The 22,896-nt window shown below is 67.1% G+C and carries 23 protein-coding genes and 1 tRNA gene; 11 read left to right on the forward strand and 13 right to left on the reverse strand.

Annotated features, from left to right (window positions below; all coding sequences use genetic code 11):
• Positions 1–92: 92 nt before the first annotated feature.
• Complete coding sequence (locus tag JK358_RS07730; protein WP_201945095.1) at positions 93–2,468, reverse strand: beta-glucosidase; 2,376 nt, start codon at positions 2,466–2,468, stop codon at positions 93–95.
• Positions 2,465–3,313: an alpha/beta fold hydrolase gene (locus JK358_RS07735; protein WP_201945096.1), complete on the reverse strand. Its 849-nt coding sequence runs from the start codon at positions 3,311–3,313 to the stop codon at positions 2,465–2,467. The genes JK358_RS07730 and JK358_RS07735 overlap by 4 nt, the downstream gene beginning before the upstream one ends.
• A gap of 148 nt (positions 3,314–3,461) precedes the next feature.
• Here JK358_RS07735 and JK358_RS07740 point away from each other — a divergent pair, with 148 nt between their 5' ends.
• On the forward strand, positions 3,462–4,061 hold the full coding sequence (locus JK358_RS07740) for a TetR/AcrR family transcriptional regulator (RefSeq protein ID WP_201945097.1): 600 nt from the start codon (positions 3,462–3,464) through the stop codon (positions 4,059–4,061).
• A gap of 101 nt (positions 4,062–4,162) precedes the next feature.
• Here JK358_RS07740 and JK358_RS07745 read toward each other — a convergent pair whose 3' ends face one another.
• Genes JK358_RS07745 through JK358_RS07755 form a run of 3 tightly spaced genes read right to left on the reverse strand, consistent with a single transcriptional unit; the run spans position 4,163 to position 8,306 of the window.
• A complete protein-coding gene (locus JK358_RS07745) occupies positions 4,163–6,181 on the reverse strand; it encodes an acetoacetate--CoA ligase (RefSeq protein WP_201945098.1) in 2,019 nt (672 codons plus the stop codon).
• Entirely contained in the window at positions 6,166–6,915 is a 750-nt protein-coding gene (locus tag JK358_RS07750) for a 3-hydroxybutyrate dehydrogenase (RefSeq protein ID WP_201945099.1), read from the reverse strand. The genes JK358_RS07745 and JK358_RS07750 overlap by 16 nt, the downstream gene beginning before the upstream one ends.
• Positions 6,912–8,306 carry an MFS transporter gene (locus tag JK358_RS07755; protein WP_201945100.1) on the reverse strand — a complete coding sequence of 465 codons (1,395 nt, stop codon included), beginning with the start codon at positions 8,304–8,306 and terminating at the stop codon, positions 6,912–6,914. Before JK358_RS07755 ends, JK358_RS07750 begins: the two co-directional genes overlap by 4 nt.
• Positions 8,307–8,444: 138 nt before the next feature.
• Between JK358_RS07755 and JK358_RS07760 the strand changes: the two genes are divergently transcribed.
• A complete protein-coding gene (locus JK358_RS07760; protein WP_232850846.1) occupies positions 8,445–9,368 on the forward strand; it encodes a LysR family transcriptional regulator in 924 nt (307 codons plus the stop codon).
• 13 nt (positions 9,369–9,381) lie between these two features.
• On the opposite strand, the gene JK358_RS07765 is transcribed toward JK358_RS07760, so the two are convergent.
• Together JK358_RS07765 and JK358_RS07770 are read right to left on the reverse strand one after the other, a co-directional pair.
• The gene (locus tag JK358_RS07765) at positions 9,382–10,356 is read right to left on the reverse strand and encodes an NAD(P)H-dependent flavin oxidoreductase (protein ID WP_201945102.1); all 975 of its coding nucleotides are present in this window, start codon (positions 10,354–10,356) and stop codon (positions 9,382–9,384) included.
• Positions 10,357–10,398: 42 nt separating this feature from the next.
• Positions 10,399–10,899 carry a DUF2505 domain-containing protein gene (locus JK358_RS07770; protein ID WP_201945103.1) on the reverse strand — a complete coding sequence of 167 codons (501 nt, stop codon included), beginning with the start codon at positions 10,897–10,899 and terminating at the stop codon, positions 10,399–10,401.
• Between the two features lie 129 nt (positions 10,900–11,028).
• Here JK358_RS07770 and JK358_RS07775 point away from each other — a divergent pair, with 129 nt between their 5' ends.
• Both JK358_RS07775 and JK358_RS07780 read left to right on the forward strand, forming a co-directional pair.
• A complete protein-coding gene (locus JK358_RS07775) occupies positions 11,029–12,477 on the forward strand; it encodes a sugar porter family MFS transporter (RefSeq protein ID WP_307817370.1) in 1,449 nt (482 codons plus the stop codon).
• Positions 12,478–12,578: 101 nt separating this feature from the next.
• Positions 12,579–12,652, forward strand: a tRNA-Pro gene (locus tag JK358_RS07780).
• A 225-nt stretch (positions 12,653–12,877) separates the two neighbouring features.
• Here JK358_RS07780 and JK358_RS07785 read toward each other — a convergent pair.
• Genes JK358_RS07785 through JK358_RS07795 form a run of 3 tightly spaced genes read right to left on the reverse strand, consistent with a single transcriptional unit; the run spans position 12,878 to position 15,136 of the window.
• The gene (locus JK358_RS07785; protein WP_201945104.1) at positions 12,878–13,681 is read right to left on the reverse strand and encodes a hypothetical protein; all 804 of its coding nucleotides are present in this window, start codon (positions 13,679–13,681) and stop codon (positions 12,878–12,880) included.
• A gap of 58 nt (positions 13,682–13,739) precedes the next feature.
• Positions 13,740–14,843 (reverse strand): hypothetical protein, encoded by a 1,104-nt coding sequence (locus JK358_RS07790; RefSeq protein WP_201945105.1) that lies wholly within the window; start codon positions 14,841–14,843, stop codon positions 13,740–13,742.
• Positions 14,844–14,845: 2 nt separating this feature from the next.
• Positions 14,846–15,136, reverse strand: a complete 291-nt coding sequence (locus tag JK358_RS07795; RefSeq protein WP_201945106.1) for a hypothetical protein — start codon at positions 15,134–15,136, stop codon at positions 14,846–14,848.
• A gap of 551 nt (positions 15,137–15,687) precedes the next feature.
• Between JK358_RS07795 and JK358_RS07800 the strand changes: the two genes are divergently transcribed.
• The 3 genes from JK358_RS07800 to JK358_RS07810 all read left to right on the forward strand — a co-directional run bounded on the left by JK358_RS07800 (position 15,688) and on the right by JK358_RS07810 (position 17,763).
• Positions 15,688–16,317, forward strand: coding sequence for a LysE family translocator (locus JK358_RS07800; RefSeq protein WP_201945107.1), 630 nt, complete (start codon positions 15,688–15,690; stop codon positions 16,315–16,317).
• A gap of 311 nt (positions 16,318–16,628) precedes the next feature.
• Positions 16,629–17,174: an AMIN-like domain-containing (lipo)protein gene (locus tag JK358_RS07805; RefSeq protein WP_232850847.1), complete on the forward strand. Its 546-nt coding sequence runs from the start codon at positions 16,629–16,631 to the stop codon at positions 17,172–17,174.
• 142 nt (positions 17,175–17,316) lie between these two features.
• Positions 17,317–17,763, forward strand: coding sequence for an SRPBCC family protein (locus JK358_RS07810; protein WP_201945108.1), 447 nt, complete (start codon positions 17,317–17,319; stop codon positions 17,761–17,763).
• Positions 17,764–17,787: 24 nt separating this feature from the next.
• On the opposite strand, the gene JK358_RS07815 is transcribed toward JK358_RS07810, so the two are convergent.
• Both JK358_RS07815 and JK358_RS07820 read right to left on the reverse strand, forming a co-directional pair.
• Positions 17,788–18,279, reverse strand: a complete 492-nt coding sequence (locus JK358_RS07815; protein WP_232850848.1) for a MarR family winged helix-turn-helix transcriptional regulator — start codon at positions 18,277–18,279, stop codon at positions 17,788–17,790.
• A gap of 158 nt (positions 18,280–18,437) precedes the next feature.
• Complete coding sequence (locus tag JK358_RS07820) at positions 18,438–18,788, reverse strand: hypothetical protein (RefSeq protein WP_232850849.1); 351 nt, start codon at positions 18,786–18,788, stop codon at positions 18,438–18,440.
• Between JK358_RS07820 and JK358_RS07825 the strand changes: the two genes are divergently transcribed.
• On the forward strand, positions 18,778–19,131 hold the full coding sequence (locus JK358_RS07825) for a hypothetical protein (RefSeq protein WP_201945110.1): 354 nt from the start codon (positions 18,778–18,780) through the stop codon (positions 19,129–19,131). The two genes, JK358_RS07820 and JK358_RS07825, sit on opposite strands and share 11 nt — an antisense overlap.
• A gap of 206 nt (positions 19,132–19,337) precedes the next feature.
• Here JK358_RS07825 and JK358_RS39050 read toward each other — a convergent pair whose 3' ends face one another.
• Positions 19,338–20,411 carry a DUF2786 domain-containing protein gene (locus JK358_RS39050; RefSeq protein WP_307817371.1) on the reverse strand — a complete coding sequence of 358 codons (1,074 nt, stop codon included), beginning with the start codon at positions 20,409–20,411 and terminating at the stop codon, positions 19,338–19,340.
• Positions 20,412–20,814: 403 nt separating this feature from the next.
• On the opposite strand from JK358_RS39050, the gene JK358_RS07835 reads away from it, so the two are divergent.
• From JK358_RS07835 to JK358_RS07845, 3 genes are all read left to right on the forward strand, one after another.
• Complete coding sequence (locus JK358_RS07835) at positions 20,815–21,966, forward strand: serine hydrolase domain-containing protein (RefSeq protein ID WP_201945111.1); 1,152 nt, start codon at positions 20,815–20,817, stop codon at positions 21,964–21,966.
• 56 nt (positions 21,967–22,022) lie between these two features.
• On the forward strand, positions 22,023–22,352 hold the full coding sequence (locus JK358_RS07840; RefSeq protein WP_201945112.1) for a hypothetical protein: 330 nt from the start codon (positions 22,023–22,025) through the stop codon (positions 22,350–22,352).
• A gap of 107 nt (positions 22,353–22,459) precedes the next feature.
• Positions 22,460–22,723, forward strand: coding sequence for a P-loop NTPase family protein (locus tag JK358_RS07845; protein WP_201945113.1), 264 nt, complete (start codon positions 22,460–22,462; stop codon positions 22,721–22,723).
• Positions 22,724–22,896 lie beyond the last annotated feature (173 nt).

Below are 22,896 nucleotides of genomic sequence, written 5' to 3' on the forward strand. Positions count from 1 at the left end.
CGAAGGAGAATGATCGCACGGAGTTGGGACCCGCCGCTGGTGCCCGTGGGCGGGGTACGAAGCGGCGGGCGTTGCGGCAGGGCCCGGACCGGTCAGGCGAGGTCGGCGGTGAGTGGCAGGGCCGTCACCGAAGTACCGATGTGGAGGGTGAAGACACCCGGTTCGACCACCCAGCCCGCGTCGGTCCAGTGTTCGAACGAACGCTGCGGCAGTTCGATGGTGACAGTGCGGGTTTCGCCCGGATCGACATCGACCGTGGCGAAGGCGGACAGCCAGCGCACCGGCCGGTCGACCGTGCTGTCGTCTCGGGAGAGGTAGGCCTGAACCACCTGGCGGCCCGGCCGGGTGCCGGTATTGGTGACGGCGACGGTGGCGGTACGGCCGGAGACGGTCAGGTCCGCCAGTTCCCAGGTCGTGTAGCCGAGCCCGTGGCCGAACGGATAGGCCGGCGCCACACCGGATTTCAGCCACGCCCGGTAGCCGATGTGAATGCCCTCGGCGTAGGGCAGGGAGTTGTCGGCGGCGGGTTGGGTGTTGTGCACCGGCACCTCGCTCATGAGCTTCGGCCAGGTGGTGGGCAGTCGCCCGCCGGGTTCGGCCGCACCGGTGAGCACATCGGCGAGGGCCGCCCCGAACTCCTGCCCGGGGAACCAGGTGAGCAGAACGGCGGCCACGTCGTCGCGCCACGGCATCTCCACGGGCGCACCGGAATTCACCACCACGACGGTGCGCGGGTTCACCGCGGCCACGGCGGCGACCAGGTCGTCCTGACGGCCTGGCAGGCGCAGCGTCTTGCGGTCGAAGCCCTCGGATTCGATCTGCTCGGTGGTGCCGACCACGACCACCGCCACCTCGCAGGTGCGCGCCAATTCCACTGCGGCGGCGAACTCCTCGTCGTCGGCGCGGCGCGGGCGGCCCACCGCGTAGGTGATGCCGAGGGCGGGCAGACCCGGCGCGGGGATCAGTTCGATGCGCACGTCGAGCTCGTCGCCCGCGGCCAGGGTGCGAGTCACGAAGCGCTGCGGCGGATTCAGCAGCATCTCGACCGGATCGGTGCCCTCGGGCAGCACGGTGTCCGACAGCACCGTCTCACCGTCGACCTCGAGGCGCAGCGTGCCGACGGCGGCGAAGCCGATCCGCCATTCGCCCGCCACATCCGCGCGCAGCGTGCCACGCAGCTCGATGGCCTTGGCGCGCATGGCATTCGGATTCCCGAACAGCATGAGGCTGCCCGCTTCGCGATGCTCGGTGGCGAGGACGTCGTCCCCGTCCAGGTAGCGCAGCGTCAGGCCCGGCGTCCCGGTCTCCGGATCGGTGACCAGACTCATGGGCACCGGAATCATGTGATCGGTGAGGTGCACGCCCGGCGTGTACACCACCGGCAGCACCTCGGACAGCCCTTCCACGGGCGAAGTCGTATGCGCGGGAATCACAGTCGCGCTGCCGCCGCCCATGAATCGCGGCTCCGCGGCCGCCGCGCCGAGCAGCGCCACCCGCGACGGTTCGCGCAGCGGCAGCGTTCCGTCATTGGCCACCAGCACCATGGCCTTGGCGGCGGCCTCGCGCACCAGCCGCGCGGCGGCCTCGTCACCGAAAGCCGGTACCTGCTGCGGCGTTCCGTCCAGCGCCCCGACGCGGAGGGCGAATCGCAGTATGCGCCGGACCTTGTCGTCGATGGCGGATTCGGGCACCTCGCCCTTGCGTACGGCCTCCTCCAGCGCCGCACCCCACAGCTCCCACGGACCCGGCATGGCGATGTCGTTGCCGTGCGCCGCGCCGGTGGTCGACCGCACGGCCGTCCAGTCCGACACCACGACGCCGTCGAATCCCCACTCGCCCTTCAACGGCTCGTCCAGCAGCGGATGCTCGGTCATGGTGGTGCCGTTGACGGAGTTGTAGGCGGCCATGACCATCCACGCCCCGGCTTGCACCGACCGCTCGAACGGGTACAGGTACAGCTCCCGCAGCGTGCGATCGTCGGCGATCACGTCGGCGGTGAAGCGCTCGGTCTCGGAGTCGTTGGCCACGTAGTGCTTCGGGCACGCGCTCACCCCGTGCGCCTGCACCGCCCGCACATAGGCCGCGGCCATCTCGCCGGTCAGCATGGGATCCTCGGAGAAGCATTCGAAATGCCTTCCGCCGAGCGGGGTTCGGTGCAGGTTGATGGTCGGCCCGAGCACCGCGTACACATCCTTGCGCCGGGCCTCGGCGGCGATGAGCCCACCGATCTCGCCGAGCAGTTCGCGATCCCAGGTGGCGGCCAGCGCGGTGCCCGACGGCAGGCTCACCGACGGGTCGCGCTCGTCCCACATCTCGCCGCGGACGCCGGACGGTCCGTCGGAGACCGGCATCTCGGCCAGCCCGATGCTCGGGTCTCCGGCGAAGCGGAAGACGCCGGACCCGGAGATCAGCTTGATCTTGGCCGATAGATCCAGCTTGCCGAGTAGGTCGTCGATGCGGTCGTTCATGCCAGCTCCCTCCAGAACGTGACGAGATCAGCGGATACCTGTTCGGGGACTTCCTCATTGGGCAGGTGGCCACTGCCCGGGTACTCCGCGGTCGCAGCGTGCAGCTGGGCCGCGAATGTCCGGTGCACCTGCGGGGCCCACAGGTCGTTCGTGTCGCCGAAGGCCACCAGAATCGGCACCCCGGCATCGCGCAGCACCGCCGGATCGGCGACCGGCGGAACCTCCATCACCTTCAGGATGCCCAGGATATTCGCCTGCTTCGTGGCCAGGATGCGCTTGTGCAGGAACTCCACCTTCGCGGCGGGCAGCGGGTGCCCGGCGGCCTGCATGGCGGCGCTCATCTGCTGCCAGATCGATTCGGTCCCACCGGCTTCCACCATCTGGGCGACCAGCTGCGGCGGCGGGAAGTTGATGTCCTCCACCGAGGACGGGCCCGACGCCAGCAGGGTCAGGCTGCGGAACCGTTCCGGCTCGGCGATGACCGCGACCCGGGAGACGTAGCCGCCGAAGGAGTGTCCGACGAGGTGGACCGGCCCGCCCGGCGATACCTGATCGACCACGCGCAGCAGGTCACCGCTGAAGCCGTCCATGGTGTAGCCGGATATGTCGTCCGGCCCCTCGGACTGCCACTGCCCGCGCTGGTCGTAGGCGAAGGCGCGGTAACCCGCCGCGGCCAGCAGCGGCAGCAGGGTTTCGAAGTCTTCCTTGGAGCCCGTGAAACCCGGCACCAGCAGGACCGTTCCGAGCACCTCGGCGTCGGCGGGCGGGTTCACCTCCCAGGCGGCGAGTGTTCCGGCGGATCCTCTCAGCGTGATCGGCGTGATCGCGGGAGTGGCCTGGCTCATCGGGGGTCCTTCCTCGTACGGCCCGGTACGGCTGGCACGAGTGTGCCAGCGCATTGCCAGTCTACCGAGCGGTCACTCGGTACTGTTACCATTCTGTTATGCGCGATGATTTCCGCAGGTCGCCTCGGCCGGACTACCGTCACTGCTCATGAGCCCGCACCCCCAGCGCCGCATGCGGGCCGACGCACGCCGCGAGCAGATCATCGACGAGGCCCTGAAGACCTTCGCCGACAACGGGTATCGCAATGCCTCGATCGCCGAGATCGCCGAGCGCTGCGGCCTGTCGCAGCCCGGCCTGCTGCACTACTTCCCCACCAAGGCGGCACTGCTGGCGGCCGTGCTCGAGTACCGGGACCGGCTCGATTACGACCGCCTGAACTTCGGTCAGCAACTTCGCGGCAAAGAAGCGCTGATCCGGCTCGCGCAACTGGTCGAGCACAATACGCATGTTCCGGGCCTGGTCCGGCTGTTCACGGTGGTCACCGGCGAGGCGGTCACGACCGATCATCCGGCGCACGACTGGGCTCGGAACCGCTATCGAATCATGCAGAGCTACCTGCGAAACGGCCTCGACGCGGGCATTGCCGACGGCACCATTCGCGCCGGCATCGACACCGCCGCGGTCGCCGCGCAGATCTTCGCCATGATGGACGGCCTGCAACTGCAGTGGCTGCTCGATCCGGAACGGGTGGACATGGCCGCGCTCTTCCGCGCCTATATCGACGACCTCCTCGCCGATATCTCCTGATCGCCGCGCCGCGGCTTCGAGCACGGACGGCTCGAGGCGGGCATCGCCGATACCCATGTGCTGGTGTGGCGAGCCCTGACCGCACTGCAGGGGGCGATGGGTTAACGACGCCGAGCCGCGTACCAGGCCAGCAACTCCGGTTCGTCCACCGCGGCCGGATCCACCACACCAGCCGGATCCGCGCCCTGAAGCAGCCGTTTGAGCGGAACCTCCAGCTTCTTGCCGGTGCGGGTGTGCGGAATGCCCGGGGCCGCGATGATCTCGTCGGGCACATGCCGTGGCGACAACTCGGTGCGGATGGTCGCGCGGATGCGGGCGACGACCGCGTCGGTGAGGTCCACGCCGGGCGCGGACACCACGAACAGCGGCATCCAGTAACCGCCGTCGGACTCCTCGATCCCGAGCACGAGCGCCTCGGCCACTTCGGGCATGGCCTCGACCACCTGGTAGATGTCGGCGCTTCCCATACGAATACCGTTGCGGTTCAACGTCGAATCGGAGCGGCCGTGCACGATGACGCTGCCGTGCGCGGTGCGGGTGATCCAATCGCCGTGCCGCCAGACGCCGGGGAACATGTCGAAGTAGGCGGCACGATAGCGCGTGCCGTCCGGATCGTTCCAGAACCCCACCGGCATGGACGGCATCGGCCGGGTGATCACCAGTTCACCCACCGCACCGCGCACCGCCCGCCCGTGCCCGTCCCAAGCCTCCAGCGCCACACCGAGATACGGGGCCGACAGCTCACCCGGCCAGACCGGCACCGTCCGCACGCCACCGAGGAAAGCCGAGACCACATCGGTGCCGCCGCTGATGGAGGCGACCGGGATATGCGCACCGACCTTGTCGCGCAACCACAGTGAGGAGGACGGGGGCAGCGCCGACCCGGTGATACCGATCAGGCGCAGCGCGGCCAGATCATGATCCTCGGCCGGTACCGCTCCCACCTTCTCACAACCGAGCACATAGCCGGGACTGGTGCCGAGCACCGTCGCCCGGGTCCGAGAGGCCAACTCCCACAGCCCGTCCGGGCCCGGATGCGCCGGGCTGCCGTCGTAGCAGACGATGGTGGCGCCGACCAGCAGCCCCGCGACCTGGAAGTTCCACATCATCCAGCTCGGGCTGGTGTACCAGAAGAAGGTGTCCTCGGATCCGATATCGGATTGCAGGGCAACAGCTTTCAGATGCTCCAGCAGGACGCCGCCGTGGCCGTGCACGATGCCCTTGGGTTTACCGGTGGTACCGGAGGAGAACAGCACCCACAGGGGATGCTCGAAATCCACCGGCACCGTTACGGGTTCGACCGGATCAACGCTGGTGGTGCACTCGTCCCACGCCCGGACGGGATCGTCCGCGCCGGCGCCCCGCGGCGACGGGGCAGTCGCCGCGGCGGCCCCGAGCACCGGCACCACCACCGTGGCGCGCAGGCCCGGCAAACCCGCGCGCAGCGTGGCGATCTCGTCGCGCCGATCGTGTTCCCTCCCGCCGTAGCGGTATCCGTCGGCGGCGATCAGCACGACCGGGTCGAGCTGTCCGAGCCGATCCAGCGCCGCCTTGGCGGTGTAGTCCTGCCCGCAGGCGCTCCACACCGCGCCGATACTCGCGGTGGCGAGGAAGGCGATGACCGCCTCCGGGATATTCGGCAGATACCCCACCACCCGATCGCCGGGCCGCACCCCGAGGTCGGACAGCGAGCGCGCCAATACGGCGGTGCGGGAAAGCATTTCCCGCCAGGACAGCTCGCGCATCGGCCGGCCCTCGCTGAGGGCGAGGATGGCGGGGCGGTCGGGCTGGGCTTGGCTGATGACGCGGTCGACGTAGTTCAGGCGGACACCGGGGAACCAGCGTGCGCCGGGCATGGTCGCGTCGGTGAGGACCTCGCCGGTGTGGTCGCCCAGGTCGAAGTACTCCCAGACCGACCGCCAGAATCCGGCGATATCCGCGACCGACCATTCCCACAGCTGGTGGTAGCCGTCGGTGTGCACCCCGCGGCTGAGCGCGACGTACCGCGCGAAATCCGTGACCCGGGCTTCGGCGATCTCCTCCGGGGTCGGAATCCACTGGGGCACAGCGATTTCCTCGATGCTCGTGGTGGTCTCGACCGGGCTCACCGGGCGCTCCATCCGCCATCCATGGTGTAGGTCGCGCCGGTCACCATGCGGGCCGAATCCGAGGCCAGCCAGGCCACCAGCGCGGCGACCTCCGCCGGCTCCACCAGATGCTTGATGGCGTTCTCGGTCAACATGATCCGCTCCACCACATCCTGTTCGGCGATGCCGTGTGCGACGGCCTGATCGGCGATCTGCTTGTCCACCAGCGGGGTTCGCACATAGCCGGGACTGACGCAGTTGCTGGTCACGCCGTGCGGGCCGCCCTCCAGGGCCGTCACCTTGGACAGGCCCTCCAGTGCGTGCTTGGCGGTGACGTAGGCGGATTTGTAGGCCGAGGCCCGGATCCCGTGCACCGACGAGATATTGACGATCCGCCCGCGCCCCCGCTCGTACATGTGCGGCAGGGCCGCGCGGGTGAGCAGGAATGGTGCTTCCACCATGAGCGCCAGCATCATCCGGAAGCGGTCGGGCGGGAAGTCGACGATGGGGCTGACATTCTGCACGCCCGCGTTGTTCACCAGGATGTCGACGTCGAGCCGCAGCTCCTCGAGGGCGGCGACGTCGAGAAGGTCCACCTCCCAGGCGTTTCCGCCGATTTCGGTGGCGATCTCCTTGGCGCCCGCGCCGTCGATGTCGGCCACGGTGACCGTCACGCCGTGGGCGGCGAGTTCGCGGGCGCAGGCCGCGCCGATCCCGCTCGCGCCGCCCGTGACCAGCGCGGTGCGTCCTGCCAGGCCGTCCGTCATGCGGTCACCGCTTTCTTCAGTGCGACAGCCGAATCAGCCTGCGCGGCCAGCGCTTCGGCATCGGCGCGGTCGATATCGGCCAGATCCGCGCCCTTGGTCTCCCGGGCGAACCACACCGCGACCACCGTGACCGCGCACGCCGCGGCGAGGTAGATGGCGATCGGCACCGAGGATCCGAAGCTGTCCAGCAGCTTGACCGCGATGATCGGCGCGAGCGACCCGGCCACGATCGAGGTCACCTGATAGCCCAGGGACACACCGGAATACCGCATCCGGGTCGGGAACATCTCGGCCATGATCGCCGGTTGCGCCGAGTACATGAAGGCGTGGAACACCAGCCCGAGAACGATGGCGGACAGGATGACCGCATTGTGCTTGGAATCCATCATGGGGAAGGCGAAGAAACCCCAGGTACCCGCGGTGAGCGCACCCACCAGATAGACGGGCCGCCTGCCGAACCGGTCGCTGAGCAGGCCCGCCAGCGGAATCACCGCGAAGTGCACCGCGTGCGCGGCCAGCAGCCACCACAGGATCACCTTGGTGTTCGCGCCGACATGCACCTTCAGGTACGTGATACTGAACGTGACCACCAGGTAGTAGAAGATGTTCTCGCCCAGCCGCAGGCCCATGGCGGTGAAAACCCCACGCGGATAACGCTTCAGCACCTCCACGGCGCTGAACGACGCCGCCTTCTCCTGCTCGGCCACCTGCTGCGCGGCCACGAAGATGGGCGCGTCGGTGATCTTGGTGCGGACGTAGTAGCCGATCAGCACGACCACCGCCGACAGCCAGAAGGCCACCCGCCAGCCCCAGGACAGGAACGCGGCATCCGACAGCGTGGAGGTCAGCGCCAGCAGCACGACGGTGGCGAGCATATTGCCCACCGGCACCGCCGCCTGCGGCCACGACGCCCAGAACGCGCGACTGCGGCTCGGACTGTGTTCGGCCACCAGCAGCACCGCGCCGCCCCATTCACCGCCGACCGCGAAGCCCTGGATGAAGCGCAGCGCCACCAGCAGCGCCGGAGCCCAATACCCGACCTGCGCGAAGGTCGGCAGACAGCCCATCAGGAAGGTCGCCGCACCCACCAGCAGCAGGCTCAGCTGCAGCAGCTTCTTGCGACCGTACTTGTCGCCGAAGTGGCCGAAGACGAGACCGCCGAGCGGACGGGCCGCGAAACCCACGGCATAGGTGACGAATGCCGCCAGGATGGCATCCAGATCACTGGTCCCCTGGGCGAAGAACACCTTGTTGAACACCAGCGTCGCCGCGGTGCCGTAGAGGAAGAATTCGTACCATTCGACCACGGTCCCGGCCATGGACGCGGCCACCACCCGCCGCAAACCGGCCAGTGACGTCCCCGCCTGGGGTTCCGTCTCGCGCACGCTCATCGCGCCACTCCTTCACGATCAGTCGCGTCACCCCTCATCTGTGACGCGGCCCACAAATCCGATCGCAAACGAGTATTCGTGCACATCGGTTCGCCCACAATGCCCAAAAGCGCAAGTGCAATCTGCAAAGATGCAGAAATGCCCGTGACCTCCGCCACTGCCCGGCCGAACCCGGATGACCTGCTGGTCCTCCTCGCCGTCGGACGCACCGGGCGGTACGTGTCCGCGGCCGAGGAGCTGGGCATCAACCACACCACCATCTCCCGGCGGATCGCGGCGCTGGAACACGCGCTGGGCGGGCGGGTGCTCACCCGAGGGGCAGGCGGATGGGAACTCACCGACCTCGGCCGTGAAGCGCTGGCCGCGGCCGAGGCCATCGAATCCGCCGTGCGCTCCTTGACTTCCACCACCACATCCCTCGAGGGCGTGGTGCGCATGTCGGCCACCGACGGGTTCAGCGCCTACCTGGCCGCGCCCGCGGTGGCGGCGGTGCAGCGCACCCACCCCAAACTCGCCGTCGAGATCATCACCGCCACCCGGCGGGCGTCACTGCAGCGGTCGAGCATGGATCTCGAAGTGGTGGTGGGCAAACCGCAGGTCCGCCGCGCCGAAGCCATTCCGCTCGGCGACTACACCCTGGGCCTGTACGCCTCGCACGAATACGCCGCCGCGCGCGGACTGCCGCACTCCATCGAGGATTTGACCGCCCACCCGCTCGTCTACTTCATCGATTCCATCCTCCAGGTGGACGATCTCGACCTGGCCCCCTCCTTCGCCCCGACCATGCGCGAATCCATCACCTCCACCAATGTTTTCGTCCACGTGGAGGCCACCCGCGCCGCCGCGGGCCTGGGCCTGCTCCCCTGCTTCATGGCCGACCGGCATTCCGACCTGATCCGTGTCCTCCCCGAACTGGTCGCCGTCCGCCTCACCTACTGGCTCGTCTCCCGCGCCGAAACCCTGCGCCGCCCGGAGGTCACCGCGATCGTCGACTCGCTCCGCAGGGAGGTGCGGTCCCGCCGCACCATGCTGCTCGGCACTCCCGCGCCCAACAGCGGGTGAGTGGTGTTGCGGCTCAGCCGGTTCGGCGAATTCCGAGTGCGCCGCCGAGCGCGGCTTCCGCCGCAGCGGCGATCTCACCGACGAGTTCGCCCGCCGGTCGCATTTCGCCGATCAAATCTATTGCCTCGCTGGCCCATACGGGGCTGGGCGGGAGGTCGCCGTTGGCCACGCTCCGGCGGTAGTCGCGTTTGGCGGCGTCATCGCGGGCGAGTTCGTCTTCGCGGTCGCGCCAGCGGTCGATGGTCGGGTGGGTCAGCGTGCGGGCGGTGTACTTGGCGGGCCAGGGAATGTCGCGCACGATGTCGAGAATCGGGCTGCGCTCGGTGTCTTCCCCGCGCCCGTCGAGGATGGCCGCGCTCGTCACCGGATCGACCAGGGCTTCGGGTGTGGCCTGGAATCGGGTGCCGATCAGCGCACCGGCCGCGCCCAGCGCCAAGGCTGCCGCCAGCCCGCGCCCGTCGGCGATGCCGCCCGCCGCGAGCACCGGGGTCGGTCCGGCCAGATCCGCGACGACCGGCACGAAGGTCAGGGTGGAACGCCCGCGCCGAGCGCCGTGGCCGCCGCATTCGGTGCCCTGCGCGATGATCACGTCCGCGCCGACCTCGACAGCCTGCTCGGCCTCCCGCATATCGGTGACCTGGAGGATCAGCGCCGCACCGGCCGCGCGGATCGCGTCGATGTGGGGCCGGGGGTCGCCGAAGGCCAGCATGACCGCGCGCGGCCGCTGTTCCAGGGCGAACCGCAGGGTCTCCGGCGCGGTCGCCCAGGATTGGAACCCGATCCCCCACGGCTTGCCGGTGCGCTCACCGAGGATCGCGCACTCCTTCTCGACCCAGTCGAGGCCGTTGCGCCCGCCGCCCAGCAGACCCAGCCCGCCGGCATCGGACACCGCGGCCGCCAGCTCGCCGCCCGCCGACCCGCCCATCGGAGCCAGCGCTACGGGATGGCGCAGGTCGAACAGTTCGGTGAATGCGGTACGTAATGCCATGCCTGCCATCCGATCCCACACGCCTCGGCGTGTATTCCCTTGCTAAACCTGCCGATCCACCCACTGTTCGATGAATTCGCAGTTGTGCCCGAACCCTTCGGTCACCGCCTTCTCGAGGCCCGCCTCCACGGCTTTCCCGACCATCGGGAGCCGGCACACCACGGTCCCCGTCAACGACAGGACACAGCCGTCGGCGCCGTTCGCCCGCAGCCCGAACACCCCGTCGGTCTGCACCCGCGCGGCCGTGACCCGCCCACGCATCACCCCGCGTGCGGCGTCGCCGACGAGCGCGTGCCACTCCTCCTGGATCTGCACCGTGATGTCGCCGTACTTCGCGGCGGCACGCGGCAGCAGATGCGGTGCGACGACATTGGTGACCTCGACCGTCGTGATGCCGTTCGCCGCGCTGAACCCGGTGAGCGTGGCCCGCTGCTCGCCCAGCTCGGCGACCCGCTGCTCCCAGTGCACCCGACTGCTCAGCGCCCCGTGCACCGCCTCGACCGGATGCCGGAACGTGTACTCCCCGGAAAACGTCCTGCTCATGCGCACCCCTGCCCAATCCTGGTGCCATCGAGCGTATCTCGCCTCCGCACCGGCCGAGGCCCACCCGCGATGCCGCGCACGTCCGGCGAGTCCAGCAAAATAACAGCAATCCTGTGTTGTACTCGACCGGTGACCGGCTCTCAGGCGGACGGCCCCAACCGTCGACGACCCCACCCGGACTCCACCGCGATGCCCGGCGACATAGCCCCCCACGTCATCTTCGTGGCCGCGGCAGCCGCCCTGGGTGGTTTCCTCTTCGGCTACGACTCCGCCGTCATCAACGGCGCGGTCACCGGCATCCGCGACGACTTCGGCGTCTCGACCGGCACCACCGGCTTCATCGTCGCCGCCGCCCTGCCCGGCGCGGCCGTCGGCGCGCTGATCGCCGGCTGGCTCGCCGACCGGCTGGGCCGCGTCCGCGTCATGCAGATCGGCGCCTTCCTCTTCGCCGCCAGCGGCATCGGCAGCATGTTCGCCTTCAGCGACGTCGACCTCACCATCTGGCGTTTCGTCGGTGGCGTGGCCATCGGCATCGCCTCCGTCGTCGCCCCCGCCTACATCGCCGAGATCTCCCCGCCCAGCTACCGCGGCCGCCTGGCCTCCTTCCAACAGCTGGCCATCGTCCTCGGCATCGCCTGCTCAGCCGTCATCAACTACCTCATCGCCCAGGCCGCGGGCGGGTCCAACAGCGCCGAACTGGCCGGCCTCTCCGCCTGGCGCTGGATGCTCGGCGCCGAGGTGGTCCCCGCCCTCGTCTACGGCGCGATGGCCTTCCTCATCCCCGAATCCCCCCGCCACCTCATCGCCACCGGCCGCGAAGCCGAAGCGCGAAAAGTGTTGGCCGAGGTGGAGAACGACCCCGCTCACCTGGACGAGCGCGTAGCCGAAATCCACGCCGCCATGGCGGGCGAAGTCCGTTCCCACGCAAGCGATCTCCTGTCCCACTCCCGCAGCGTCCTGCTTCCCATAGTCTGGATCGGCATAGCCCTCTCCGCCTTCCAGCAACTGGTCGGCATCAACGTGATCTTCTACTACTCCTCTCTCCTCTGGCAGCAGGTAGGCATCGACACCTCCAATTCCCTTCTGGTGTCGATGATCTCCTCGGTCATCAACATCCTCGGCACAGTCATCGCCATGGCCCTGGTGGACCGCATAGGCCGCAAACCCCTGCTCCTGATCGGCTCCACCGGCATGTTCCTCACCCTCGCCCTCTGCGCCTGGATGTTCACCTACGTAGGCGGCACCGACGACTCCCCCACCATGCCCCAACCCCAAGGCACCATCGCCCTCATCTCCGCCAACCTCTACGTCCTCTTCTTCGCCCTCTCCTGGGGCGTAGTCGTCTGGGTCCTCCTCGGCGAAATGTTCCCCTCCCACATCCGAGCCATCGCCCTCTCCGTAGCCGCCAGCGCCCAATGGCTCACCAACTGGCTCATCACAGTCACCTTCCCCTCCCTCTCCTCCTGGAGCCTCGCCGGCGCCTACGCCCTCTACGCCCTGGCCGCCCTCCTCTCCATCCCCTTCGTCAAATACCTCATCCGAGAAACCAAGGGCCGCACCCTCGAATCCATGGGCTGACCCCACCCCCACCGCCCCAAACATGCCCGAAATCCAGCCGATTTGGAGCAACAGGGGGGTCCTGGGGTAATCTCATCGAGCACAAGCGAGAGCGAGTGCAACGGGCTGTGGCGCAGCTTGGTAGCGCACTTGACTGGGGGTCAAGTGGTCGCAGGTTCAAATCCTGTCAGCCCGACAGAAGAAACCCTCTCCGACCTGGTCGGAGAGGGTTTCTTGATTATTTGATCAATCGGAGATGGTGGCCGTTTGGGGTGCCGCCAGGTGTAGCGGCAGCAGGTTCCCGGCTTGTTGGAATGCGGCCGCTCCCGGATGAAGGTAGCGCATGAACCACCCCTGACCGTGCGTTTGAATACGACAGTGCCCCAACCGGACCCATCCGATTGGGGCGCTTCAGCTCATCTCAGCGACGGGTATCCGCTTCGAGGGCCTGCCATCGCTTCAGGGCGAGGATTGTTCCGAGTTCTGTCCTGGCTGATGGGTTCTCGGCGTAGAAGGCGAGAAACTCGCAGAGTACGTTCCGGTCAACAGGGCAGCGAGGGCACTCCACCACGATCCGGCCCGCGACGCGTAGCGGGTCCAGATTCCAGATCCGCACAGGCTTGGCGCCGAGGCGCACGCCCGGTGGGAGGTCGTATGAACTCCAGTGCGTGGTGTCCGGACCAGCTATTTCGATTACCGGCACCCGCTCGAATGCGGGCCGCACCAGGGCAACGTCCTCCCAGCGCATGGATGTGCGCGAACTCCAGCCCTCATAGATGATCTCACCAGGGGTGAGAGCGATCCGGCCTGGGCGCAGCCGTCCGGCAAGCGCCAGTGCCGGTGCGGATGCGGCGAATACCCCCAGACCTATCAGCACCAGCACCAGAACGAAATGTGTTTGCCAGGCGGCGGCCGCGGTCTCGGCCGCCGCGCCGAGAAACAGCAGCGCGAACGACACCCACAAGGCTTGGAAGAGCCCGAAGCGCAGTGTCGAGCCGGGCACGATCGTTGTCGGCGCCTCACCTTCGTGACCGGAGTCAGGTTTTGCACGACGTGCGATCCGCGGATCGGCCGAGACACCGAGTGCCAGCACGATCAACAGCGTGACCCCGAACAGGGCGACGTACTTCGATGCGACCTGCGCAGTGCTATCACCGCTGCGCCACATCGCAGTGGCAAGGACCGCGCACAACACCACCAGCGCGCCGACGAACACTATCGACACGACGAGCTTCCTCGCCTGGCCCGGTGGTTCCGGCCACCGGCGTTGATGCTCGCATTCGTCAGAAGATCGCATTCCACGCCTTCGAAACGCCGCCACCGATCGCGGCACCTGTCCCTTCGACCGCATTCCAGCCTGCTTTGCCTGCAGCACCCAAGTTGAAGCCCTCCGTATACAGGGAATCGACCGCACCCGATGTGAAAATGCCGACCGCGCCACCCACCACCGTTCCGGCGATGGCGCCAGCGACGGTTCCTGCGCCCGGCACGATCGAGCCGACCGCCGCGCCGACACCGGCGCCGGTGGCCATGCCCGCAGCCAGAGACGCACCGAACCCGGCGGCGCCGGAGACGATGGCCTGCTCGGGATCTTTACCGTTGTAGATGTCGTAGGCGATGCCGGCCACTGCCAGTGCCCCACCGACCCTCAGTCCGATTCGCGCGCCTTTAGCCTTGGCGTTCTCCGCAGCTTCGAGTGCCTCGCCGGCTTTGAGCATCTGTGTCCGTTGCCAGTCCACATCCCGGTACAACGTTGCTCGTGGTGTTCCCGCCGGAGCGTTCTTGGCTTCGATCAAGGTCTTCAGTGCGTCACTGGAGAGCAAGGCCGCGTTGGCCAGCAGTAGGGAGGAGTTCTTCAGGATCAACGCGCCGACCGCGCCGTTGACGAAGTCGCCGATGACAATGAACCACTTGTCCTTGACATCGTTTTGCATGTTCGTCCAGGTGTTACCCCAGAAGCTCTCCTGCTGCCGGACCTGATTCGCATCCGTCACAGCCGTGTTGTAGGCGGTGACCTTGTCCTGGTCGGCGTCAGCCGCCGGTGCCTCGATAACCTGTTCCTTGACGACCAGCCCCGCCGTGGTGGCGTTCGTGCGGATGGTCGCCATTTCCGTCTGAGCCTGTTGCACCTGGCCGGCGAGGGCGTCGAGCTGCGTAGCGCACCCCTGGACCTCGATGACGAAATCGTCCACCTTGAGACACGTGTTGCGTGCCATGGTGGTGAACGCATCGCCAGTCTCGCCATCCCAACCCGACTCGGCCAGGTTTCTCACCTTGGCGAGATCGTCTGCAGAGGTTGTCAGCTGGGACCCTAGCGTGTCGCGCAGCCACCCGGCCACCGCACGAATACTGGCGGGATCGCCGTCGATCTTCGTATCGATCGACATGGTTACCCCTGTACCCAGGTCCGGCGTAGGAGGGCATCCGCAGTGGTGTCGTCCTGCTCTTTGTATTTCGCGGCGGCCTCGGTGACAGCAGCAGAGCTTGCCGCCATCCCCACCACAGCCTGTCCGGCGCTGTCGAGCAGCACCGATAAAACAGCCAGCACCGATGGTGTGACGATGCCGGCGTCCACGGTTTCGGGAGTCTTGCTGCTCGTTCCGTCGAGCTCCGTACTGGAGGTGCTGAGCGTCGTCGCGATGGTCGCGAGGGCGTTCTGATCGATATACAACTCAGCCATGTACAGACGCTCCTCCAAGGAACACCGACGCCACGATATCCCCGTAATCCGGTGCTCTGCCCTGCCTGTGGAAATTGCCCCCGAAATCACTCATTTGGCGGACGCTACCAGGTAACCAGCGAAGCCACATCAGCTGGTCAAGCCCTGGACCTGCAGGTCCAGAATTACGGCCATGTTGCCAGGAACAACACTGCAAAGCCCTCACCGGTGTCATCGAAGGGCCGCCCAGGCAGGTGATCGGGCCCTCGGCTGGCCGACCTCATTGAGATGCTCGCCTGGTAGGCATTACGCACAATGGCACAAGGTCCGCAAAGAGAATGGCCTGCGCGAACTCGGCCACATCACAGTCACCTCACCAGGCCGCAGTACTGAAATACCCTTCCTCTCTTGACCATTGGCCGCTTGCGCCGGGCCAAGGGAACTCGACGCCTCGGGCCGCTGGGCCTTCCACCTCGTCAAGGAGCATCCGCGAATTCACCCCCGCGCCTCACCATCACGCCGCGTGATCGGCTGCGGCACCGCAACAGCGCCGATCGGTTTAGGCTCGATCGGTGTTTCACGCCCTGCTGTCATTCGCCGTCGTGGCGGGCCTGCTCACAATCGTCCCGGGCTTGGACACCGCGCTGGTCCTGCGCGCTGCGGTCACCCGAAGTCGTCGGCACGCCTTCGCGACAGCTCTCGGCATCGGATCAGGCACGCTGATCTGGGGTGCGGCCGCGGCGGCCGGGATCTCGGCAGTGCTGACCGCCTCGAACCTGGCCTACATGCTGCTGCGCATCGTCGGCGCGATCTACCTGATCTGGATGGGCGCCAGTATGCTGCGCGCCGCGCTCCGTCGTTCGCCAGCGACGATCCGATCGCCGGAAAACGACTCGGCGCGAACAGTTCTCGGCGCATGGGCCTGCGGCTTGGGAACCAACCTCCTCAACCCGAAGGTCGGCGTCTTCTACATGGCGATGATCCCTCAATTCATCCCACCCGACACGCCACAACTCCCGATGGGCATCGCACTGGCCGCCCTGCACAATCTCGAAGGCATGCTCTGGTTCACTGCCATCATCCTCGCGGCCGGATCCGCCAAGTCCTGGTTTGATCGCGAGGAAGTGCGCCGGATCCTCGACGGTCTCACCGGAACCGTGCTCATCGCCTTCGGAGTGAAGCTCGCGTCCGACCGACGCTGATCATCCCTTCGCGGATGTGGTGCCGGAGCGTCCGCAGGGATTTATGGCGGCACCGGTCAGGCGCACCATCCGAGCCACGCGCCCTACAGTGGCGGGCACGACCTGGATCACAGCGCCACGATCGCGGTACCGAGTCGGTTTCGCCGACCACCGCACCTTCCCGGTGCTGCCCGCGACCGCGCCGTAACCGGCCGACGTGTTCTGCTGGCCGGTTCGAAACCCAGAAGCGACGCTCCCGTGCCTAATGGCCACATCGGTTCACCCGATTTACCGGGTAACTGATGACTCTCTGCCGAAGGCTGGTGCGCGACATGCGTCGCATATTCTCGATCCTGGTCGCCCTCTCCGCACTCGTGCTCACCTTGCTGATACCGGTCGGCCAGGCGAGCGCGACGCCCTATTGCGGGATCGTGTGGGGTTCGCTCGAAAGGTCGAATCCGACCCACGGCACTTCCCCGCTGACGAACATCCGATCCGGCCGCCACGACTGCTTCGACCGCATGGTCCTCGACATCGCGGGCCCGGCTACCGGATACCTCGCCACCTATGTCGATCAGGTCCACATGGACGCGTCCGGAGCGCCGGTTCCCTTGCGCGGCAGCGCTTTCCTCCAGGTGGTCGTGCACGCCCCCGCCTACGACACCAACGGCAACTCCACCTACACCCCCGCCAATTTCAACGAGCTGACCAATGTCACCGGCTACGACACCTTCCGCCAGATCGCCTGGGCAGGTTCCTTCGAGGGCCAGACCACCATCGGCCTCGGTGTCCGCGCCCGCCTTCCCTTCCGGGTCTTCACCCTCGACGGCCCGAACAACGGCTCCCGCGTAGTCGTCGACGTCGCCCACCGCTGGTAGGCAGTCAGAGGCTGGGATGTGCGGCACCACCTTCGACAAGTCCGGTGGACCACCGTGCGTAGGTGACTTCCGGGATCATGGTGATCACGTCGACCTGTTGGACGAGATCACGGGGAACCAATCCGGGCGGTAGGTTGAGGGCATGCACGATAGCGTGACGGTCCGGATGGCGGCTCCTGCCGAGCAGATCTGGGAACTGGTCAGTGACATCACCAATACCGGGAAGTTCAGCCCGGAGACCTTCGCCGCCGAATGGGTCGGGGGTGCGACCGGTCCGGCGGTGGGGGCCAAGTTCCGGGGGCATGTGAATCGGAACGGGTGGGGGCTGAAGTATTGGACGGTGTGCCGGGTCATCGCGTGTGAGCCGGGGCGGGAGTTCGCGTTCACGGTGCTGGGGCCGGGCGGGATCGCGGTGAATACGTGGCGTTATCGCTTCGAGCCGGTCGAGGGCGGGACCGAGGTGACCGAGTCGTTCCAGTTGGCGGCGTTGTTGCGGCCGTACTGGCTGATCGCGGGGCATTGGCGCGGGCGGACCAATCGCGAGGGTATGCGGGAGACGTTGAACCGCATCAAGGCTGTCGTCGAATAGCGCTGCGGGGCGGCCGGATTCGCGTCAGGAGGGACGCGGGTAGGGGGCGATGTCGCGCAGGCGCTGACGGTGGATGCGCTGTAGTTCGCCTGCGCGGTGCAGGAAGCTCGCGATCATTTCGAGGTCGGCGGGGTCGTACCAGGTGTGCATCATCTTGTGGCCCTCGTCGTAGAGGGATGAGGTGAGTTCCTGTACGCGGCGGACAGCGAGGTCGGTGGCGACGACGATGACGCGGCGGCGGTCGGTGGGGTGCAGGGAGCGGGTGATGTAGCCCTGTTTCTCGAGGCGGTTGAGCATGATGGTGGCGCCGGCCGCGGTGAGGCCGAGTCGTTCGGCCAGCACTCCGGGTGTGGCGGATTTTCCGTCGCCGAGCAGGACTATTTCGAGCGCACGTCGATCGGTTTCGTTGACGCCGAGCAATCGGATCACTTCGCGGGTCAGGTCCTCGAGGGTGCCGTGGTAGAACTCCAGGGCCTTTCTGAGCTCGACGGCGATCCAATCGGGTTCGGTTGACATCGGATGCACGGGCTCCCAACCTCGGACACTTGAAACATGAAACCTCGCAACGGATCTCGCCTACCGTGGCTACGATTCGATGGCCGATAGGATAGCGTGCACCACATCCTCCGGGAGGTGGACCGGGCTGCTGTGAACAGCCCGGTCCGGCCGGGTGATCAGACGACGGATGTGGTGGTGAGGGTCGGGGAGGGGTTCGGGTAGCAGGCGGTGGCGACATTGCCGACGATCGCGACCTTGGTCGTCATCGTCATACCGGGGCTGGCGTAGCTGGTGCCCGCGTACTTGCTGGTGATGGGCGTTCCGGCGGCGCCGGCCGTGACGTTGATGGTCACCGCGGGCGGCGTGAAGGTGGTACCGCCCGCGATCGGCCCGGGCACGGTGAGCACGATGTTCCCGCCCGCGGTGCTGACGGTTCCGGCCACGGTGCCGCCGGAGACGGTGGCCGACACCAGCGTCGAGTTCGCCGGTACGGGCCAGGTCATCTTGAGGTTGCTGATGTTGGTCACGGTGAATCCGGAGGCCGAACTCGGCACCGAGGACGCGCCGGGTGTGAGCGTGATGGCCACCGCGGATCCGGAGGCCACCGAACTCGGCGCGGTGCCGTCGACCGAGGTGCTCATGCTCGACGTCTGGCCGATGCCGAAGATCGTGCCCTGGCAACTCCAGTTCATGCTGATTGCGGCCGCATTTGCCGGAGTCGCCGAACAGAAGACCGCGGCGAGTGCCATCGGAGCGACGATGCTGGTGCGCAGCAGCGCGGATGCGATCGATCTCATTACTATCTCCAATTACGTGAAGCATCGGTACGATCCGGAATGTCGAGCCGTACCGCAAGGAACTAAAATGTAACCTGTTCACTTTGTGGGCGGGGCGGAAATCGGAGATAACGTTTCAGCAACGACAACTCCGCCACTAGGCGTTTCGGTAGGTATTTATCCGGCGTTAAATATTCACCCTGGAAAGTTAATTTCACAAAGACTTCGCAGCGATACACCCGACGACGAAATTCACCCGGAGAATCTGTTCCGGCTAATGCGAATGGGAAATCGCCACGACTAGCGCTGCGTCCGGGAGATGTGGGCGCGGTCGGCGGCGGCACGGCCCGCATCCCAGCCGTCGGCGCTGCGGATGGTGATGCCGCGGTTACGGGATTGCGGGAACAGGGTCTCGAACGCGGCGTCGACGGCCAGCTGATGGGAGGCCAGGACCGGTAGCAGGCGTTCCGGGTCGGCGCTGTCGGCGATGGTCGCGGCGGTCGCCGCTTCGAGGCGTTCGCCGATGCGCGTGGCGTAGGCGACCAGGAACGACTTTCGGAAGGTTCGGGTGCGGGCTTCGTCGGCCCCCGCCTGCATGTTGCCCGCCGCGATCATGGCGCGGGTGGCCTGGACCAGCAGGGAGGTGGCGAGCAGTTCCACCGCGTCCAGGTCGGTGTCGTCGCCGACGATGGTGACGAAACCCCAGGCGGAGGCGAAGATTGCTCGGCTGCGGTTGGCTGTGGCGACCACGTCGATCAGCAGGGCCTTGGCGTCGGTGTAGGGGGTGTCGAGCCAGATGCGGCGGGCGCCGGGCAGATCGGGGGCGAGGGTATCGGCTTCCAGTAGCACTCGGTCGAGCGCGTACTTGGTCATGAGTTCCTGGGCTTTGGCCGAAAGTGCTTCCGCCTCTTCGGGGAAGGAGGTGGACTCCGCCTTGGCCAGCAGGCCGCGGACTCGGCCCAGGACCTTCTCGTCGATGGGGTGATGGGCGTCGGAATGCGGGCGGGCGGTGCCGGGCAGGGGTCGGATGAGCTCCAGCTTCGGCAGCAGGAGCAGCAGGGCCAGGGATTCGATGACGGTGGTGAGGGCTTCGGCGGTCGTCAGCATGTGCTCGGCCGCCCACTGAGCGAGGTGCGGGGTCGCGTCCGTCCACCAGGCGGTGGCGGACAGTGCCCGGATCTGCTCGTGCCGGGTCTCGTCGACGGTGGCGGGTGGATACGGATGGATGTACGCGGCCATCGCGTCGGTCAGATACGACTGGGCGAAGGTATCGGCTCGGCGCAGCGATAGCTGGTGGATGTCCTCGGGCAGCCAGCCGTTGCGGAAAGCGGCCTGGATGATGCGCTGGGATGCCGTGTGCGCGGCGTACTGCACATCGTCGAGCGGTAGGTCGCTGCCAGCCAGTTGCGTCGCGAAGCGTTGTGCGACACCGGAATCGCCTCGCGGGGTTTTGGCCCGCGCACCACGCTGGGCGGACTCGAGGGCGGCTGTCGCGATCGCTGCGGCGATATCTTCCTGGCTCGGCTGCGAGGTTGACCCCAGTTTCTCCCAGAAATCCGAGCCGCCCTGCCGAGCCCGCTGTTTGGCCGCTCAATGCTTGCGGTTCGGCTCAGCCATCGAGTTCACCGGGCGTCGAGTCGCCGTTGCCTGCCACTCGTCGACCCTATTTCACCTGGACGGCCCAACCGCGCAGAGGGTACTGCTGGGGGAATTCTCGGGGTTCGTGTAGGACCTGCGGGTGATGCGCGGCGGATGATGGCCGTGTGAATGTGCAGATATGACTTCGATGTTGCGGATTCGGCTGATGGTGGCGGGCGGAACGGCGATCGCATGCGCGCTCACCGCCTGTACCTCGGAAACGGATTCGACCGCGCCCCAGCCTGTTTCCGATGCCGGGCGGAGCGAGGTGCGAACGGCGCTGGACGCGGCGGTGGCGGCCGGTTATGCGGGCGTGCAGGTGGTGGTGAGCGAGCAGGGCGGGCAGTGGGCCGCGTCCGCGGGCAAGGGGAATATCGAAACCGGCGCGGAATTCCCCGCCGACGCCCGGGTTCGGATCGGCAGCAATACCAAGACCTTCGTCGCCACCGTGGTGATGCAGTTGGTCGCCGAGGGCAAGGTGGAATTGGACGCTCCGATCGAGCGGTATCTTCCCGGGGTGGTCCAGGGCGAGGGCGTCGACGGAAACCGCATCACGGTGCGAAACATCCTGCAGCACACCAGCGGTCTCCCCGAGTACCTCGAACTGCCGGAATTGAACAGCGGCGACGAGAGCCTGGTGTATAAGCATTTCGATGCCGCCGACATGGTCCGCAGCGCCCTCACCACCATGTCCGCTCATTTCCCGCCCGGCGCGAAGGCCGAATACAGCAATACCAACTATCTGCTGGTCGGCATGCTGATCGAGAAGGTCACCGGCAACCCCTACGCCGACGAGGTCACCCGCCGCATCACCGAACCGCTGGGCCTGCAAGCCACCTACGTCCCCGCCTGGGACGACTTGGGCATCCGAACACCCCACCCCCAGGGCTACGAGGTGGTCGACGGCCAGCGCATCGACATGACCCAATTCCCCACCTCGGTCGCCGGCGCCGCGGGCGCGATGGTTTCCACCGGCGCCGAGCTGAACCGCTTCTTCACCGCCCTCCTCTCCGGAAAGCTCCTCCCCCCAGCGCAATTGGCGGAGATGCGGCGCGACCCCAAACCCCTCACCAACCGGGCCGCCGGCATCGACTACGCGCTGGGCCTGGCTAAACTCACGGTCCCCTGCGGCAAAGAGGTGTGGGGCCACGGCGGCTCCATCCCCGGCTTCAAGACCTTCGACGGCGTCACCGCCGAAGGCCGCGCCGTAGCCGTCCTCGCCAACGAACGCACCGCCGACGCCACCCCCGCCCAGCACGTCTTCGACACCGCGATCTGCGCAATCCCCTGATCCACTCGAGTATTTCCCCCGTTCCACCACCCCGCCCCATCGCCAACGATTCACCTATGCCCGAGCACACCGTCCCCTGGCGTCGAATCACCCTCTGGACAGCAACCCTCGCCGCCGTCACCGCCTGGACAGCCCTGGCCGCCTACTCCGTAATCCTCGGCACCTTCCTGGCCACCGACACCCGCTGCGGCTCCACAACCCCAGAGGTCGACATGGAAGGCGGCTGGTGGGTGATCGTCACCCTCCTCCTCTGGTCAGCCCCCTTCGCCGCCTACGCAATCCGCCGCCGCACTCCCCTGTCCATCACCGCCGCCACCCTCACCCTCACCGTCTCCACCCTCATCATCCTCCGAACACTCACCACCCCAACCACTTTCTGCTGGTGATTCGCGGCAATTCCGGGTCCGGAAAATCCACCACCGCCTGCGCCGTGCAACAGGGGTTTCCCCGCACCAGTTGCCTTGTGGTCCAGTAGGATACGGTTCGCCGCGAGATGTTGCGCGAGCACGATGTGCCGGAGGGGGCGAATATCGACCTGATCGAGCACATTGCCCGTTTCGGGCTGGAGCGTGGGCTGGTAGTGATCGTGGAGGGCATTCTCCATGCGGTCCACTTCAGCGAAATGCTCGAACGGCTCGGCGGTGTCGCACAGCACGCACTGCGCTACGGCTTCGACGTCGGCTGGTCCTTGGCGGATGCGGTGGAGCGGATCCATCGCGATATTCGCGCGGTGACCGGGAGGACTGTTGACGAGTAGCCAAACGAGCCCCCGGAACCGGTCTGCGTTCGGTTCGGGGGCCCGCTCGGTGTATCGAGCATGCCGACTGCGTCAGCATGTTGACGGCGTTGACTGTATCCGCGAATACCCTCTCCGCGGTGGGGTCAATGATTCACGACACGCGCCCCGTACAGTGACAGGTCGGTGGCGGT

Origin of the sequence: Nocardia acididurans (genome assembly GCF_016741815.1) — a bacterium.
In the GTDB taxonomy this organism is placed as follows: Bacteria; Actinomycetota; Actinomycetes; order Mycobacteriales; family Mycobacteriaceae; genus Nocardia; species Nocardia acididurans.